The following is a 17,996-nucleotide window of genomic DNA, read 5'->3' on the forward strand; positions in this document are numbered from 1 at the left end:
GTGATCCCTGTAGGAGCGAGCAATGCGGGGCGCCGCATCGCTCCTACAGGTTTTGCATCAGGCCAAAGCCTGTTTTATTTGCCGGTAATCATCGGCAGGTTCAGCCCTTGTTCCTTGGCGCAGTCGATCGCGATCTGGTAACCGGCATCGGCGTGACGCATGACACCGGTGGCCGGGTCGTTGTGCAGGACGCGAGCGATACGCTCGGCCGCTTCGTCAGTACCGTCGCAGACAATCACCATGCCCGAGTGCTGGGAGAAGCCCATGCCGACGCCGCCGCCGTGGTGCAGGGAAACCCAGGTCGCGCCGCTCGCGGTGTTGAGCAGGGCGTTGAGCAGTGGCCAGTCGGACACGGCGTCGGAGCCATCCTGCATCGATTCGGTTTCGCGGTTCGGGCTGGCGACCGAACCGGAGTCCAGGTGGTCGCGACCGATCACGATTGGCGCGGACAACTCGCCGCTGCGCACCATTTCGTTGAACGCCAGACCCAGCTTGGCGCGCTGGCCCAGGCCAACCCAGCAGATTCGGGCCGGCAGACCCTGGAAGCTGATGCGCTCGCGGGCCATGTCCAGCCAGTTGTGCAGGTGGGCGTCGTCCGGGATCAGCTCTTTAACCTTCGCGTCGGTCTTGTAGATGTCTTCAGCGTTACCCGACAGTGCAGCCCAACGGAATGGACCGATGCCGCGGCAGAACAGCGGACGGATGTAAGCCGGTACAAAACCCGGGAAGTCGAATGCGTTCTCGACGCCTTCTTCTTGCGCCATCTGACGGATGTTGTTGCCGTAGTCGAAGGTCGGAATACCCATCTTCTGGAATTCGAGCATCGCTTTTACGTGCACGGCCATCGATTGCTTGGCGGCTTTGACCACGGCAGCAGGCTCGGTCTTGGCGCGAGCGCGGTACTCTTCCCAGGTCCAGCCGGCCGGCAGGTAACCGTTGAGCGGGTCGTGGGCGCTGGTCTGGTCGGTGACCATGTCCGGGCGCACGCCGCGCTTGACCAGTTCCGGCAGGATTTCTGCCGCGTTACCCAGCAGCGCGATGGAAATCGCCTTGCCTTCCTTGGTGTACTTGGCGATGCGGGCCAGCGCGTCGTCGAGGTCGGTGGCTTGTTCATCGACATAACGGCTGTTCAGGCGGAAATCGATGCTCACCTGCTGGCATTCGATGTTCAGCGAGCAAGCACCGGCCAGGGTTGCAGCCAGAGGCTGAGCGCCACCCATGCCGCCGAGGCCTGCGGTCAGGACCCAACGACCTTTCAGGTCATCGTTGTAATGTTGGCGACCGGCTTCGACGAAGGTTTCGTAAGTGCCCTGGACGATGCCCTGGCTGCCGATGTAAATCCAGCTGCCGGCGGTCATCTGGCCGTACATGGCCAGGCCTTTGGCGTCGAGTTCGTTGAAGTGCTCCCAGCTCGCCCAGTGTGGCACCAGGTTGGAGTTGGCAATCAGCACGCGCGGAGCATTGGTGTGTGTCTTGAACACGCCGACCGGCTTGCCGGATTGCACCAGCAGGGTCTCGTCGTCATTCAGGTTGGTCAGGCTTTCGACGATCTTGTCGTAGCATTCCCAGTTACGCGCCGCACGACCGATACCACCGTAAACCACCAGTTCTTTAGGGTTCTCGGCAACTTCCGGGTCGAGGTTGTTCATCAGCATGCGCAGCGGTGCTTCGGTCAGCCAGCTCTTGGCGGTCAGCTTGTTACCGCGGGCGGCACGGATTTCAACATCACGGTATTTAGTAGGTTTCTGGGTATTGTCAGTCACGAAAAAGACTCCTCAGCGATCAATCCAAACCAACCCTGGCGGTGGGTAAGCCAGCCTGTGCGCACTGTTGCGCCACAAGCGAATCAGTGGACGTTGCGAGGAGTCTCGGTCGACTCATACGCATACGTCTTTACTTGTACATACAAGCATATGCAATCAAGCGGCCAACTTGTTGGAAGGGCGTTCAAGAAAAGTTTTAAACGGGCTGGAACGCGCCTGGATCAAGGGTTCTGGCAACGATGAAATTTTTCGGGGGATTTTGCGAGGGGGGGGGTGACTGCTGTTACTTGGGCATGGTTTTGCGCCACGCTGGGGCGTTCGGTAACAAAGTGGTGCGCAGTTTCGAATCAGTTGATCGCTCCCAAGCTCTGCGTGGGAACGATCAGTGGTGGTATTGGATCAGCGTGCAGTCAGCTCGATCACACAGCACGGGCCGTTACTGGAAACTTCCAGCAGGCCGGTGTTACCACCGAGTTGCAGGCAATCATGGCGACCGAGTTGCGAGGCGCTGTTGCCGACCTTCACGACAAGCTCGTCAGTGACACTAAATATGAGCACGGTGCCAGCCGAGCTGAAAAACTGCTGCTCACCGGCCAGCCACTGCAACCGCGCGTAGTAACGCTGGGGCGCATAAATCAGGTTGAAGTCGCGAATCGGCCCGCCCAGCAAGGTGCAGGTCACGTGGCTTTCGCCGCTGAACGCAAAAGGCTCCAACGGTAACAATGGAGGCGTGTCCTGGCCGTCAACCCGCAAGGTCATACCGTCGCCTTGCAACACGGTGATCACCCGCTCATAGCCGGCGAACGTCGAGAATCCGCCGGACTCGCCGATATCGGCAATCGACAGGCGCCAGCCGAAGCCGTCAAGCCCGGTCCCCGCATCGCGGGTGATTTCTTCGGTGCTGCCACCGCCGTTTTTCCACGGCATTCGCGGGTAATCTTTTGCGCGTAGAACCTTCGTTACATTCATTTATGAAACCGACCTTCCAGACGATGACGGGAACCAGGGTGGATCAAACGGGCGGCGGTTACCGGCTGGCGGCCGGACCAGGTGCGGCGACGAATCAGCAGGCACGGCTCGCCCTTTTCAATCTGCAGCAATTTGCACTCTGAGGCCTCGGCCAGAATCGCCTCGACCACGTGCTCGCCTTCGGTCAGCGGCGCGACCTGGTTCAGATAGGCGTAAGGCGTTTGCAGGGTGAAGTCCTGCTTGAGGTAGTCCGGCGCCACCAGCGCGTTGACGAAACGGTCTTCGATTTGCACCGGAATGTCGTTTTCGAAATGCACGATCAGCGAATGGAAAACCCGCTGGCCTTCGCGCATGTCCAGCGCCAAAGCGCGCTCGGAACCGGCGGCCTCTTCTTCGAGGGTGATCACCTTGCAGGTATGGCGATGGCCACGGGAGGCGATTTCGTCGGCGATGTTGTGCACTTCAAACAGCGCGGACTGGCTTTTCGGCTCGGCGACGAACGTGCCGACACCTTGCATGCGCACCAGCAGACCGTCGGCGGTCATCTCGCGCAGGGCGCGGTTGATGGTCATGCGGCTGAAACCGAGTTGGCTGACCAGCTCGCTTTCCGACGGAACGCGGTAGTGCGGCGGCCAGTTTCCACTGTCGATTTGCTGGGTGATCATCTGTTTGACGCGGGCGTACAAGGGCGCCGGACTGTCGCCCATGTTCGCGGCCAACGGTGACACTGGGGGCGGAGTCGGCACGGTTAATCCTTGGTCGTCTGTTAGAAGTCGCTAGCTTGCCGGAGTTTACCGAGCAGGCAAACGTCTGTATATGTATATACAAATAACACACGATGGGGTTCTGAACCATGTCCGCCTTCTTTGCCGAACGCGCGCTGCTGCCTAGTGGATGGGCCAACAATGTACGTCTTGAGGTCAGCGCCGAGGGCGTTTTGACCCATATCCAGGCCGATTCCAACGCAGATGGCGCCGAACGGCTGAGCGGTCCGCTGCTGCCGGGGATGCCGAATCTGCATTCCCACGCCTTCCAGCGGGCCATGGCCGGGCTGGCGGAAGTGGCGGGCAATCCGAATGACAGTTTCTGGACCTGGCGCGACTTGATGTATCGCCTCGTCGGAAAAATCAGCCCGGATCAACTCGGCGTCATCGCCCGTCAGCTGTACATCGAAATGCTCAAGGCCGGTTACACCTCGGTCGCGGAATTTCATTATGTGCATCACGACACCAACGGCCAGTCTTACGCAGATCCCGCTGAACTGGCGCTACGCATCAGCCAGGCGGCCAGTTCCGCCGGTATCGGTCTGACCTTGCTTCCGGTGCTTTACAGCCATTCCGGTTTCGGCGGCCAGGCGCCGAACGACGGTCAGCGCCGCTTCATCAACAGCACCGAGAATTACCTCACGCTTCAGTCGCGTTTGCAGCCGATCCTGGCGCAGCAACCGGCGCAGTCGCTGGGTTTGTGTTTCCACTCGTTGCGCGCGGTAACGCCGCAGCAGATCAGCGAAGTGCTGGCGGCCAGCGACAAGCAGTGCCCGGTGCACATTCATATCGCTGAACAGCAGAAGGAAGTCGATGACTGCCTGAGTTGGAGCGGTCGTCGTCCTCTGCAATGGCTGTACGAAAACACAGAAGTCGATCAGCGCTGGTGCCTGGTCCACGCAACCCATGCCAATCCGGAAGAAGTCACGTTGATGGCCAAGAGTCGCGCTATCGCCGGTCTGTGCCTGACCACCGAAGCCAACCTCGGCGACGGGATTTTTCCGGCGGTGGATTTCCTCGCGCAGGGTGGACGCATGGGTATCGGGTCCGACAGCCATGTGTCATTGAGCGTTGTGGAAGAGTTGCGTTGGCTGGAATACGGCCAGCGCCTGCGCGATCAGCGGCGTAATCGGCTGTATGGCGCGGATCAGCCGATGGTTGGCCGCACGCTATATGACGCTGCGCTGGATGGCGGCGCTCAGGCGCTGGGGCAGCCGATCGGTGCACTGGAAGTTGGTAAACGTGCGGATTGGCTGGTGCTGGACGGCAACGATCCGTACCTGGCAACGGCCAGCGGTGACGGGATTCTCAATCGTTGGTTGTTTGCCGGCGGCGATCGCCAGGTGCGCGATGTGCTGGTCAATGGCCAGTGGGTAGTGCGTGACGGGCGTCATGCAGCAGAAGAAGAAAGCAATCGGGCGTTTACCCAAGTCCTGCGCGACCTCCTGGGCTGACACAAACGAAATGTGGGAGCGAGCCTGCTCGCGACAGGGCGATCAAATTCAACAGAAGTGTTGACTGATACTCCGCTATCGCGAGCAGGCTCGCTCCCACATTTGTTCTTTACTAGCCGTCAGTTCGAGGTCTTGGCCATCTGCGTATCCGACGCGCGCCAGATCAGCCGCGTAGTGTCGTAGCCTTGCTGACGCGCCTTGCTCAGCAGTTCTTCACGCACTACACCGTTGACCGTCGGCGTGCGCGACAGCAGCCACAGGTACTTGCGGCTCGGGTCACCGACGATGGCGGTCTTGTAATCGTCGCTGACGTAAAGCACCCAGTATTCCCCCTTCGCCACACCTGGCAGCAAGCGCGAGAACCAGGTATCGAACTCGACCCACAACTTGTCGGTCTTGCCCGGCACTTGTGGATAAGCCGTGCCCTTGGCCTCTTCCCATTGCCAGTCCGCCGTCAGGCAGCGGTTCAGCACCTGCACCTTGCCGTCAGGATTGAGCGTGTAATGGGCTTCGGATTGTGCGCAATTGCGTTGGAAATACATCGGCAGGCGGGCCAACTCGTACCAGGTGCCCTGGTATTTCTTGAGATTGACGCTGTTGACGGTTTTCGGCGCCAACGGATCTGTGCCAGAAGTGGCGCAGCCGGCCAATACCAGGCCGGCAAAAAGGAGTATCAATAACCGCTTCATTGTTTTTCTCCCGTGGGCGCGTAGCCCCGGATTACTTCAGGCCTTGGCCGGAAAACATCAGTACTTTGTCACCGGCATACTGCACGCTGATAAAGCTGTTCTTGTCACCCCAGGTGCAACTGGACATGCCGAGCGCGCCCGAGCAATCAGTGGCTTTACCCAACAAGGCTTCAACCTCTGCCTTGGGCATGCCGGCCGACAGTTTCGAATAGTTTTCCTGATTGACCTTGCTGCATGCGGCCAACAACACGCAGAACGAGAGCAGGGCGATAGAACGCAGCGACATGGTGTAGCTCCTGGTGCGAGGGGGGAATGGCATGGCTGCCAAGCAGAAGCTTAGAAGAGAAAACCCCCATCTGGTTCCCCGACCGCCCGGCTATTTATCGGGCCGCTCGTCTGCCTTTTTTCGAAAAATCAGCAACTTTCCTGCGCCGCTGAGTATTTCATCGGTTTTCGCAAAAACACGCCTAATCTTTGGCGCTGGCCAGTCGACATAGAAGCAGCGCAAAGCCCTCGACTGTGGCAAATTGACGCCCCCTCGCTGACCAGCCCCTCCGCGGTAGTGCACTTAATGACCAGAAACATGAAATTCAGCCACAAGATCCTGCTGGCAGCCGCCCTCGTGGTCGCTGTTGCGTTTGCCTGCTTCATCCTGTTCAACGACTACCGTCAGCGCCAGACCTTGCGCAGCAGTACCGAATCCTCGATGCAGGAACTCGGCAGCCTGACCACCCGCAACATCCAGACCTGGCTGGAAAGCCGCATCCAGTTGCTGCAATCGTTGTCCCAGCAGATCACAGTGGACGGCAGCACACCCGCCAGCCTCAAACGCGCCATCGACTTGCCGGCCTACACCGGCAACTTCCAGCTGAGCTACTTCGGTGGCACTGACGGCGTGATGTTCTCGATCCCGGCGGGCAATCGTGCGGCAGACTACGATCCTCGCGCACGTGGCTGGTACAAGGCGGCCAACAGCGCGCAACAGACCATCGTCACCGAACCGTACATCGCCGCCTCGTCCGGCAAACTGGTGATCACCGTGGCCACGCCGGTGCAGCATCAGAGCCAGATGATCGGCGTCGCCGGTGCGGACATCGACCTGTCGAGCGTCAGCGCAATCATCAACTCGCTGAACTTCGGCGGTCACGGCCACGCGTTCATCGTCAGCGCCGACGGCAAGATCCTGATCCACCCGGACAGCAAACTGGTGCTCAAGAGCCTCGCCGAGGCCTACCCGAACGGCGCACCAAAAGTCAGCCCGGGCATGAAAGAAGTCGAGCTCGACGGCAAGACCCAGTTCATCTCCTTTACCCACGTCAACGGTGTGCCCTCGGCCGACTGGTACGTGGCGCTGGTGCTGGACCAGGACACCGCGTTCTCGATGCTCAGCGAATTCCGTACCTCGGCGATCATTGCCATGGTCATCGCCGTAGTCATCATCATCGCGTTGTTGGGCATGTTGATCAGCTTTCTGATGCAGCCGCTGCTGACCATGGGCCGCGCCATGCATGACATCGCCGAAGGCGAAGGTGACCTGACCAAACGCCTGACCATCCACGGCCACGATGAATTCGGTGCCTTGGGCACCTCGTTCAACCGCTTCGTGGAACGTATTCACACCTCGATCCGCGAAGTGTCCTCGGCCACCGGCCAGGTCAACGAAGTTGCCTTGCGTGTGGTTGCCGCGTCGAATTCGTCAATGTTCAATTCCGATCAGCAAGCCTCGCGCACCAGCAGCGTGGCTGCAGCGATCAACGAACTGGGCGCTGCTGCACAGGAAATCGCCCAGAACGCCGCCCTCGCCTCCCAGCATTCGAGCGATGCCCGCGCGTTGGCCGAAGAAGGTCAGCAAGTGGTGGATAAAACCATCGCGGCGATGCAGCAGCTCTCGGCGAAGATCAGCGATTCGTGCGGCAACATCGAAACGCTCAACAGCAACACGGTGAACATCGGGCAGATTCTGGAAGTGATCACCAGCATCTCGCAGCAGACCAATTTGCTGGCATTGAACGCCGCCATCGAAGCTGCCCGCGCCGGTGAAGCCGGACGTGGTTTTGCCGTGGTTGCGGACGAAGTGCGCAACCTCGCCCATCGCACTCAGGATTCGGCGCAGCAAGTGCAGAAGATGATCGAGGAACTGCAAGTCGGCGCCCGGGAAGCGGTGAGCACCATGACCGACAGCCAGCGCCAGAGCGAAAGCAGCGTCGGCATCGCCAACCAGGCCGGTGAGCGTCTGGGCAGCGTGACCCAGCGTATTGGGGAGATCGATGGGATGAACCAGTCCGTGGCGACCGCGACTGAAGAGCAGACCGCTGTGGTGGAGTCGATCAATGTCGACATTACCGAGATCAATACCTTGAACCAGGAAGGGGTGGAGAACTTGCAGTCGACATTGCGTGCATGTGTGGACCTTGAGCAGCAGGCGGCACGGTTGAAGCAGTTGGTGGGCAGCTTCCGGATTTAAGCGGCTTTCACTGGCCCCATCGCCAGCAGGCTGGCTCCCACAGGGGATTGTGAACGACACAAACCCAATGTGGGAGCCAGCCTGCTGGCGATGGCGGCATCAGCTACAGCAGAAAACTAAAAGCGAGAACCGGGCCCGGAAAGAAACGCCAGCTCTTCAGCCGTAGACTCCCTTCCCAACACCGCATTCCTGTGCGGAAACCGCCCAAACCGCGCAATCACCTGCTGATGCTTCTCGGCATAGTTCAGATAGTCGATAAACAGTGCCCGATCACTCTCAGGCTGTTGCGCAACCAGATCGATGTACCGCGAAACCGCCTCGTTCTGCACCGCCAGATTCTCGCAATGCTCAAACACCAGGTAGATAAACACCCGTTGAATCGGCCGCAACTGCCGATCGAAATCCGCAGCAATGCCTTGCGCCACCAGTGCCTGAGCCCTGAGATCGCCTGAAAAGGATTTGGGGGTGTCGCGAAAGATCATTCGCGGGAGCTGATCGAGCAGCAGCACCAAGGCCAGCCAACCTTCGGGGCGTTGCGCCCATTCAGTCAATCCGCCGGCCAGTGCCTGCTCGACCCAGTCCCCGAAACGCGTCTGCGCTTCGAGGTCCTGGCTGTCGCGCTTGCCGAACCATAACTTGCCCTTGTCAGCCGCTATGTCTTGGGGGGATTCGAAGGTTCCGAACCACCACTCGAGCAACGGCTGCCAGGGCGCGGTCATGGTTTATTCCTTGTGGTAAGCCGTGACGCGTTCGACTTCTTCTTTCGAACCGAGGAACACCGCAACACGCTGGTGCAAGCCCTCAGGCTTGATGTCGAGGATGCGCTGATGGCCATCGGTGGAAGCGCCGCCAGCCTGCTCAACCAGGAACGACATCGGGTTGGCTTCGTACATCAGACGCAGTTTGCCCGGCTTGGACGGCTCGCGGTTGTCGCGTGGGTACATGAACAGACCGCCACGGGTCAGGATACGGTGTACGTCGGCAACCATCGCCGCGACCCAGCGCATGTTGTAGTTCTTTTTCAGCGGGCCTTCATCGCCAGCCAGCAATTCGTCGACATAACGTTGTACCGGCGCTTCCCAGTGACGCTTGTTGGACGAGTTGATCGCAAATTCCTGCGTGGACTCAGGGATCGTGATGTCTTCATGGGTCAGCACGAAGCTGCCCATTTCACGGTCCAGGGTAAAGCCCTTCACGCCATTGCCCAGGGTCAGCACCAGCATGGTCTGTGGACCGTAAATCGCATAACCGGCGGCAACCTGCTGAGTGCCTGGCTGCAGGAAGGCCTTTTCGTTCAAAGGCTCGTTCTGGGTCAGGTATTCGTTCGGGCAACGCAGCACCGAGAAGATCGTACCGACCGGCGCGTTGATGTCGATGTTCGACGAACCATCCAGTGGGTCGAATACCAGCAGGTACGCGCCTTTCGGGTATTTGCCCGGGATCTGGTAGGCATTATCCATTTCTTCGGATGCCATGCCGGCCAGGTGACCGCCCCATTCGTTGGCTTCGAGCAGGATGTCGTTGGACATCACATCAAGCTTCTTCTGCACTTCGCCTTGGACGTTTTCAGTGCCCATGCTGCCCAGAACGCCGCCCAGGGCGCCCTTGGACACGGCGTGGCTGATTTCCTTGCAAGCACGCGCCACCACTTCGATCAGGAAACGCAGATCGGCAGGGGTGTTGTTGCTACGGGTCTGCTCAATCAAATAGCGACTCAGGGTAACGCGGGACATGGAAGGCTCCGGTGGAATTGGGGGCTAAAAACCCGCGCAGTTTAACGCGAGTCGAGGCGCATTTCCTCCTATCAGACGTGATACGCCCAATAGAGTTCATGCGCGGGGTTGAGCGTAGCCGTAAATGAACTCTATGGCGGCGAGGGAGCTTGCTCCCGTTGGGGTGCGAAGCGGCCCCCTGAAGCATTCGCCGCCATTTGTCCGAGAAAATGCAGCAGTCGAACGGGAGCAAGCTCCCTCGCCACAGGTTCAGGGTTTAGCGGGGGGCTTGCGCAGCAAACTGAAGGCCATCGCTGCGAGAAACAGCACGCTCAGCAGCAACACCCCCCACAACCCGAACTTCTTCCAGTCCGTGTCCGCTGTCGCGGCCGCCGTCACCGTGGAGGAGTTGCTCACCACCGCCGCACCCTCCACCGAAGCCTTGCCCAGCGCCGCCCACTTGGCCGCGCTGTAATCCGGGATCAGCGTCGACAACGGCAGGTTCGCCGCCCTCACCGTCGCACTCCCCAGCGCCAGCGTATAAGGCCCCGCCCCACGCGCCAGGAACACCAATTGCGTCGAGCGCACAGCAAACTTCAACGTCGGCGCTTCAGCACCCAAGCCACCGCCGCGCTCATCCACGACCAGCTTCAACTGCTGCACGGTCTGCCCCGACAGCTGCAATTCGTTCTGCACCACGTCCTGGCCACTCTGGGTCAGGCGATAGAGCAATCCGCTGGTCAGCGGCTGCCACGGCAGGCTGCTTTCGCGACGACCGGACAACGTCACCGGCGCCAGGCTGTTGGGCTGACTCAGCTCGACCTGGACCCGCTCGACATTCAGCCCCATCGGCAACTGCCAGGTGTACTCACCCGCCTTCACGCTGCTGCCCGCCAGCGGCTGCGACCAGACCAACGGCAGCGGCAGACTGCGGGGACTCGCGCTTTGCAGCTGCGCAGACGTCAGCGTCGGTGCCAATTGCGGTGAATTCCACAGCAGGCGCAGATAACGCGCCGATTGCCCCGGCAAGCCGACTTCATGCTGCTCGACCCGTTCATCGGCAAACGTCAGCCGCGCCACCTGGCCTTCGCCCCACGACTGCCAATGCTGCAAGTCGTCGCTGGCCTCGATGGTGAAACGCTGAAAGCCATCGCGCTCGCTGGTCCAGTCGAGGATCAACTGCTGCAACGGCGCCTTGATGGCGCTGGCGTCGAGCAACCAGCCGCGCAGCACTTCTTCGCCCGCCTCCAGCTGACTCGACGGTTGCACTTCGACCAACGTGCCGTTCGCGCTCGATTGCACGCGGATGCCCGGCGCGCGCTCCGTGGCGTCCGCCGAGGTGTACAGCGGGAACCACTTCACATCGGTCAGCGTGCGATTTTCCCGGGTTGACGCCGCCTCGCGCGCCAAGGCGTAGGCCTGGGCCTCACCGGCAGCGTTGAACACGCGAACATCGCTGAGGTCCGTTTGCCGCGCATTCAGTTGCACGTTCAAGGGCAATTCGAGGCGATACCAAGGCCCTTCGCCGCTCACCGACAACGGCACGTGCGAGGCAAAGTCCGCCGGTTTTTCCTGAGCGCTGGCGGACAGCGCCACACCCAACGCAACAGCGCCCAACCAGCCCAGGTTCAACTTCTGACTCAAGACGACACTCCTTCGGTTTCAGGGGCCGGCCTTTCAGCGTCGGCTCCGCCTTGGCGCGCAGCCTCGGCGCGCTTGGGCGGCAGCGGCGCGAAATAGCCCACCACCAGCAGCAACACGCCGACGCCGATAAACGACACAATCCGCGCAAGGCCGCCACGGTTACTCAGTTCGACAAAGAACAGTTTGGCCACCACCACGCCAATCAGCGCGGCGCCGATCAGCCAGACTTCACGGCGATGACGCAGATGGCCGCCGATCATCAGGCTCAGCGCCATCAGGGTCCAGACAATAGACAGCCCCGCCTGCACCAGCATCGATTCAAGCAACGCATCGAGCTCGAACGGCACACCGCCCCAATGGTGCGCGGTGCGCATCACCAGTGCGGTGAAGAACGCGAACAGCGAGACCCCGGCGATCAGTTGCGTGGCGTGCGCTATGTAAACTTTGCGAATCGCCAGTTGCGTCACGGCGCTGCGGGACCAGACGTAGACGCCGAACAGCGCAAACAGCAGACCCAACTCCAACGGATTGACCAGCGGCACATAGGGCAGCGGCTCGGCCGTGCCGTCGCTGACGATATTCGCCAGCCAGAACCAGCCGAGCATCAGCAGCGCCAAAGGTGCCGCCGCATAAAAACGGTACTCGCGTGGATACGCCGAAACAGGCCAAGGCCCATTGCGTGGCGCCGCCATCAGCACCAGATACAGACTCGGCAGGATCGCCCAACCCAACCAGCGCCAGGCGTTGTACTGCTCGGACAACAGCAGCAAACCGTAACGCAGCTCCAAGGCCAGCACACCGATCAACAGCCAGCAGCCGAGCACATGAGCGGTGCTCAGGGCACGCGCCGGCAACATCGGCGCCAAGCGTCGCAGGGAGATGAAATGCACGACGAACACGGCCGCCCACACCAGCCAACCGAAATTGGCCGCCGGGTGATATCGCGAGTGCCACGCGGCGAGCAGTACCAGACCGGCAGCGGGCATCAGCAAGGTGCAAAGCAGGCCCAGCGACGACCAATTCAAGCGCAGCGCCAACACCGCCCACAGCGCCACGCTCAAGGCGGCAACCGCCAGCAACAAGGTTGCTTGCAGATTCAGCGGTGCAAAACGCAGCACTTCACTGATCCACGCCAGCGCCCACCAGCCTGCGCCCCACACCAGCAACACTTCGGACAAACGCTGCAAGCTCAGCACATCAAACGCCGAGGCATGGTTGCCAAGTTGCAAGCGCCACGCTCCGACCATCGCGGCCAGGCCCAACACCAGCGGCGTCCAGAAACCGCTGTGGGCCAGAGGTTTCAACCCTTCGCTGGCCAGCGGCCCGAGCAGGTCCGGCCCCGCGAACAGGAACGCCGCGCCGCCAATCAACTGCAAAAGCAAACCGAAGACAAAACTCACGCGCTGCTTGAGGTACAGGCTCAGCCAAATGATGAACAAGCCACTGGCCGCCCACACCGCACTCGCGGTCTGCCAGGGCAGCACGAACAGCACCGCCAGATTGATCAGCACCAGACCCGCCAGCAACACCACCGACAAGCCGCGCAGCAGCCGGACATCGCTGCGCACCATTTCATCACGCGCGGCGAGCAACATGCCGGCGATCAGCGCGAGGCCGATCAAAGACGCACTGAGCAAACCGCTCCAACCCGCGCTAAACACGGCGCCAGACTCACCGCTGGAACCTTGCAAGCGCAGCAGGAACAGCGCACCGCCGAGCAACTGGACAGCAAACGCGGTGAACAGGAACGTGCGCGATTGCAGGCGCAAGCCGACAAACAACGTCGCCAACCCCGCCAGCGCCCAACTGATGGCGGTGCCGTGGGTCAGGAAGAACAATGGCGCCAACAGATAGAGGAAGGTCAGGCCCAGGCAAGCCAACACCGGCCGCCCTTTGCGCTCCCATTCCGATGTCTGTTCGGGCAGGGCTTTGCGCAATTGATAGAAGCTGAACAACAACGCCACGCCGAGCATCAACGCGCCAAGCGGAGCGCCGTCGAGCAAACTGCCGTCGCCGATGCGCAATTCGCTGACAAACGCGATGGCCGAGCCCAGTTGCAGCAGCAAGGCAAACGCACGAGCCAGCGGTCGTTGCTGACGCAGGCCGAGCCAGAAAATGCCCGCGCCCTCGACCGCCCAAGCGGCAGCCGTCCAGCGCGCGTCGAGCCCCAGCGGAATCGCCAGGCTGGCGAAGATCACGCCCAGCGCCAGGCAGGTTTCCGCGAGCAGCAATGCGCGGCCGCCCATCAGGAAACGCGCCAGGCCCATGTAGATCATGCCCAAGGCCAAGGCACTGAACGCTGCGGCAAACTCCAAATGCTGAACCAGCGCGAACTGCAATCCGAAGCCCACCAGCGGCGGGCCGAACAGCATCGTGCCGTCGACGTAATCGCCCTTGCGCGCCGACCAGCGCAGCAGCGCCTCGCGGCTGTCGTCCTCGGGGGCGTCGCTCATCTCCAGCAGCTTGCGACGGGCAAACAGCAGGCCGATGGCCAGGTACATCAGGAAGAACAGCACCAGGAACGGTTCGGTGCTCCACAGCAATTCCGGTGTGTAGGAGCGCAGGCCCCAGGCGAAACCGATGCCGAAGGTGCCGACGAAACCGATCAGGTTCAGCAGTCGCCAGGCCTTGAACCAGGCGATGGCGAGGATGCCGGCGTTGAGCAAGGCGAAGTAGCTGAACAGCGCGACGTGGTTGCCGGCGCCGGTGGAAGTCAGGATCGGTGCCGCGAAGCCGCCGAGTGCAGCGGCCGCGGCCAGGCCCAACGCATCCTGGGTGATGGCGAGAATCGCCGAGAACACCGTGACCGCGACCAGCAGGCCCAGGGCGGCGCTTGGATCGAGCAGCGGGTGCAGGCGCATCGCGGCAAACACCGTCAGGTACAACACGGCGATGCCGGTGCCTTGCAGCATCAGCGCGTAATTGCTGTTGCGTGTCCTGAGCCACCAACCCAGACCAAGCAGGCCCAACGCAGCGGCCGCAACCCCGGCGTAACGCAGTTCGATCGGCACCACCATGCCTTCGGTGGCATACCGCAGCAAGAACGCCAGACCGAGGAACAACAGCACCACGCCGACCCGCAGCACGGTGTTGCCGCCGAACAGCCAGTTGCGAGCGCCGCTGATGGCCCGCTCGATGAAGCTCGGGCCACGCGGGACGGCGGGTTGTTGCGGTTCGCGGGTAACAGGCTCGGGTTTCCAGACATCGTCGGGCAGCGGACGGCTGGTTTGCGCTGCCGTTGCGCTCACCGGCTCGAGTTCGGGCGGAAGATCCCAGATCAGCTCGGGGGTTTCGACAGGAATGTCATCGAGGGTGAAGTCAGGCGACGGAGCGGCTTCGCTGGCAACCGGCTCGCTGGTTTCAGGCGTTGTGACGCCCGGCACCTCCAACAATGCCAGGCGTTGCTGCACGCCATTGAGCGCAACCTGCGCCTGCTCCAGCAGTCGACGCTGCTCGGTCGCTTCTGAATCCAGGCGGCCGATACGAATGGCCTGCCCTACTCCCAACCCGAGCAGCGCACCCAATAGCGCATCGCTGAATGACTCATCGAGTATCCAGCCCAGCACCAGCCCAATCAGCATGAACATCCATTGCATGGTCGATATCCCTAAGCGGCCCCGCTGCGGGGCGAATCCGGGTGAAGCAGTCTCTGGCTGAGTCTAGTGTGAAACCACACAAACCTGTGGGAGCGAGCCTGCTCGCGAAGGGGCCATGACATTCAGCATTGACGTTGAATGTCAGACCGCTTTCGCGAGCAGGCTCGCTCCCACAATGGATTGCCAGTGCCTGCTGCCCGGTGAAACTGGGGCTTAGTATATCGATCAGGCCCAACAACCGACGGGCCTTGCTCGCAATTATTGCTAAAAGTTACTCCAATGCCTTCCAGATATCCGTGGCGTACTCGCGAATGGTCCGGTCGGACGAGAACCAGCCCATCCGGGAAGTATTCAACACCGCCGAACGCCACCAGGCTTGCGAATCGTGCCAATGGGCTTCCACGCGCATCTGCGCGTCCCAATAGGAATCGAAATCGGCGCAGACCAGGAAGCGGTCGTAATCGATCAGCGAGTCGATCAACCCGGTGTAACGGGCCGGATCATCCGGCGAGAACACCCCGCCGCGAATCGCTTGCAGCACGTCATTCAAACGGTGTGATGCGGCAATATCCGGCGTCGCATTGAACTCATGGTTCTGCTTGCGCGCCTCAACCTGCTGGGCACTGAGACCGAAGATGAACATGTGCTCGGGGCCGATGAACTCGCACATTTCAACGTTGGCGCCATCGAGGGTGCCGATGGTCAGCGCACCGTTGAGGCCGAACTTCATGTTGCTGGTGCCCGAGGCTTCAAAGCCCGCGGTGGAAATCTGCTCCGACAAATCCGCCGCCGGAATGATGCTTTCCGCCAGGCTGACGTTGTAGTTGGGCAGGAACACCACTTTGAGCAGACCGCGCACCGTCGGGTCGTTGTTCACCACCCGGGCGATGTCGTTGGTCAACTTGATGATCAGCTTGGCCTGGTGATAACTGGCCGCCGCCTTGCCGGCGAAGATCTTCACCCGCGGCACCCAGTCGATTTCCGGCTCGGCGCGAATCGCCTGGTACAACGCCACGGTGTGCATCAGGTTGAGTAACTGGCGTTTGTATTCGTGGATCCGCTTGACCTGCACGTCGAACATGGCCGCCGGGTTGACCGCGATCCCCAGTCGTTCATGAATCAGGTACGCCAGGGCTTTTTTGCTGTGCAGCCGCTGCTCGGCGAAGGCTTTGCGGAACGCAGCTTTCTCGGCAAACGGCTCCAGTTCCTTCAGGCGTGCTTCAGCGTTGTCCAACAGGTCCGGGCCGAGGGCGTCGACCATCATCGACGTCAGCTCGGGGTTGGCCTGGTAGAGCCAGCGGCGGAAGGTGATGCCGTTGGTCTTGTTGTTGATCCGCTCCGGATAGAGCTTGTGCAGTTCGGAGAACACGGTTTTGCGCATCAGCTGCGTGTGCAGCGCGGACACGCCGTTGACGCTGTGGGATCCGAGGAACGCCAGGTTGCCCATGCGCACTCGGCGGCCGTTGTCTTCCTCGATCAGCGACACCGCGCGCAGCACGTCGAAGTCGTGAATGCCTTTGGCGCGCAGCGAATCGATGTGCTGGGCGTTGATCTGGTAAATGATCTGCATGTGCCGCGGCAGCATCCGCTCCATCAAACCGACCGGCCAGGTTTCCAGCGCTTCCGGCAACAGCGTGTGGTTGGTGTACGAGAGCGTGTCGACGGTGACCTGCCATGCGGCATCCCACGCCACGTCGTAGACGTCGACGAGCTGACGCATCAATTCGGCCACGGCAATCGAGGGGTGCGTGTCGTTGAGCTGGATCGCCGCGTGGTCGCCCAGGGTCAGGACCGAGGTGTGCATGTTGCGATGGCGGCGCAGCAAGTCCTGCAAGGACGCGGCGACAAAGAAGTATTCCTGGCGCAGGCGCAGTTCCTGGCCGGCTTCGGTGCTGTCCGCCGGGTAGAGCACGCGGGAGATGCTTTCTGCCCGGGCGACTTCGGCCACAGCGCCCAAGTGGTCACCGGCGTTGAAGCGCTCCAGGTGCAGATCTTCCATGGCGCGGGCACGCCACAGGCGCAGCGTATTGACGCTCGCCCCGCGCCAGCCGACCACCGGCGTGTCGTAGGCAATGGCCCGCACGGTTTCCGCCGGGGACCAGACTTGCTTGGACTTGCCGTTTTCATCGGTGACGGTTTCGACACTGCCGCCGAAGCCGATCGGGTACACGACTTCAGGCCGTTCAAATTCCCACGGGTTGCCGAAGTCCAGCCAGTGTTCGGTCTGCTCCTGCTGCCAGCCGTCGACGATGGCCTGGCGGAACAAGCCGTGTTCATAACGAATACCGTAGCCGTGGCCAGCGATGCCGAGGGTCGACATGCTTTCCATGAAGCACGCTGCCAGACGACCGAGGCCGCCGTTGCCCAGCGCCGCGTCGGGCTCCAGCAGGCGGATACGTTCCAGGTCGACGCCGAGTTCGGTCAGCGCTTCGCGGGCGACGTCGAGCAGGCCAAGGTTGCTCAGGCTGTCGTAGAGCAGCCGGCCGATGAGAAATTCCAGGGAGAGGTAGTAAACCCGTTTCTGACCTTTGCGGTAGATCTGCCGGGTGTGATCCATCCAGTGCTCGACCATGTGATCGCGCGCTGCCAACGCAATAGCTTCGAACCAGTCGTGGTCGAAGGCGTGATCCGGGTCTTTGCCCACCGCGTAGGTGAGTTTGGTCAAGACGGCATCGCGAAATGCGGCCACCTCTGCTTCGCGAACAAGTGGTTCTTGAGTCATCGATAGGACCTCGAGCGAGCGTGGAGTTGTTGAGCCTAGACGGTCTGACAGGCCGTTGGGACTCTGGTTCGGCAGTTTTTCCTGATAGTGCGAGATAGGGCGGCATTACATTGTCATGTGCCTGAATCAATGCAGGGGCCGTGCCGGATTAACGGTGTTATTTGAGCGAAGGAGAAAAAATCTGGCGAAAGGTTGTTCAAAAATCCACCAGTCCCGGTA

At 61.1% G+C, this 17,996-nt stretch carries 12 protein-coding genes and 1 pseudogene; 3 read left to right on the top strand and 10 right to left on the bottom strand.

The genetic code is table 11. The annotated features are described in order from the left end of the window. Nucleotides 1-74 precede the first annotated feature (74 nt). The 3 genes from hutU to hutC form a co-directional block, all read right to left on the bottom strand. Nucleotides 75-1,763 carry a urocanate hydratase gene (gene hutU / locus AC1ROI_RS08955; protein WP_010464525.1) on the bottom strand — a complete coding sequence of 563 codons (1,689 nt, stop codon included), beginning with the start codon at nucleotides 1,761-1,763 and terminating at the stop codon, nucleotides 75-77. 399 nt (nucleotides 1,764-2,162) lie between these two features. Beyond that, entirely contained in the window at nucleotides 2,163-2,732 is a 570-nt protein-coding gene (locus AC1ROI_RS08960; protein ID WP_010464527.1) for a HutD/Ves family protein, read from the bottom strand. After that, nucleotides 2,729-3,439 (bottom strand): histidine utilization transcriptional repressor HutC, encoded by a 711-nt coding sequence (gene hutC / locus AC1ROI_RS08965; RefSeq protein ID WP_154505298.1) that lies wholly within the window; start codon nucleotides 3,437-3,439, stop codon nucleotides 2,729-2,731. Before hutC ends, AC1ROI_RS08960 begins: the two co-directional genes overlap by 4 nt. Before the next feature lie 146 nt (nucleotides 3,440-3,585). Here hutC and AC1ROI_RS08970 point away from each other — a divergent pair, with 146 nt between their 5' ends. After that, nucleotides 3,586-4,950, top strand: a complete 1,365-nt coding sequence (locus AC1ROI_RS08970) for a formimidoylglutamate deiminase (protein WP_102593469.1) — start codon at nucleotides 3,586-3,588, stop codon at nucleotides 4,948-4,950. A 119-nt stretch (nucleotides 4,951-5,069) separates the two neighbouring features. Here AC1ROI_RS08970 and AC1ROI_RS08975 read toward each other — a convergent pair whose 3' ends face one another. Both AC1ROI_RS08975 and AC1ROI_RS08980 read right to left on the bottom strand, forming a co-directional pair. Beyond that, a complete protein-coding gene (locus AC1ROI_RS08975; RefSeq protein WP_010464533.1) occupies nucleotides 5,070-5,639 on the bottom strand; it encodes a lipocalin family protein in 570 nt (189 codons plus the stop codon). 31 nt (nucleotides 5,640-5,670) lie between these two features. Then, a complete protein-coding gene (locus tag AC1ROI_RS08980; protein ID WP_010464535.1) occupies nucleotides 5,671-5,925 on the bottom strand; it encodes a hypothetical protein in 255 nt (84 codons plus the stop codon). A 297-nt stretch (nucleotides 5,926-6,222) separates the two neighbouring features. Here AC1ROI_RS08980 and AC1ROI_RS08985 point away from each other — a divergent pair. Then, nucleotides 6,223-7,245 (top strand): annotated as a pseudogene (locus tag AC1ROI_RS08985) (HAMP domain-containing protein); the annotation flags it as partial. Between the two features lie 93 nt (nucleotides 7,246-7,338). After that, nucleotides 7,339-8,103, top strand: a complete 765-nt coding sequence (locus AC1ROI_RS08990) for a methyl-accepting chemotaxis protein (protein WP_371857857.1) — start codon at nucleotides 7,339-7,341, stop codon at nucleotides 8,101-8,103. Nucleotides 8,104-8,219: 116 nt separating this feature from the next. Here AC1ROI_RS08990 and AC1ROI_RS08995 read toward each other — a convergent pair whose 3' ends face one another. From AC1ROI_RS08995 to AC1ROI_RS09015, 5 genes are all read right to left on the bottom strand, one after another. Then, nucleotides 8,220-8,822 (bottom strand): DUF924 family protein, encoded by a 603-nt coding sequence (locus AC1ROI_RS08995; RefSeq protein ID WP_102593467.1) that lies wholly within the window; start codon nucleotides 8,820-8,822, stop codon nucleotides 8,220-8,222. Between the two features lie 3 nt (nucleotides 8,823-8,825). Further along, nucleotides 8,826-9,836 (bottom strand): class 1 fructose-bisphosphatase, encoded by a 1,011-nt coding sequence (locus AC1ROI_RS09000; RefSeq protein ID WP_010464542.1) that lies wholly within the window; start codon nucleotides 9,834-9,836, stop codon nucleotides 8,826-8,828. A 249-nt stretch (nucleotides 9,837-10,085) separates the two neighbouring features. Beyond that, complete coding sequence (locus tag AC1ROI_RS09005; protein WP_102593466.1) at nucleotides 10,086-11,459, bottom strand: DUF3999 domain-containing protein; 1,374 nt, start codon at nucleotides 11,457-11,459, stop codon at nucleotides 10,086-10,088. Then, complete coding sequence (locus AC1ROI_RS09010) at nucleotides 11,456-15,055, bottom strand: DUF2339 domain-containing protein (RefSeq protein ID WP_102593465.1); 3,600 nt, start codon at nucleotides 15,053-15,055, stop codon at nucleotides 11,456-11,458. The genes AC1ROI_RS09005 and AC1ROI_RS09010 overlap by 4 nt, the downstream gene beginning before the upstream one ends. A gap of 271 nt (nucleotides 15,056-15,326) precedes the next feature. Then, nucleotides 15,327-17,777, bottom strand: a complete 2,451-nt coding sequence (locus tag AC1ROI_RS09015) for a glycogen/starch/alpha-glucan phosphorylase (protein WP_077747594.1) — start codon at nucleotides 17,775-17,777, stop codon at nucleotides 15,327-15,329. Nucleotides 17,778-17,996: the final 219 nt, after the last annotated feature.

It is taken from the genome of Pseudomonas sp. GW823-FHT02C02 (assembly GCF_058797635.1).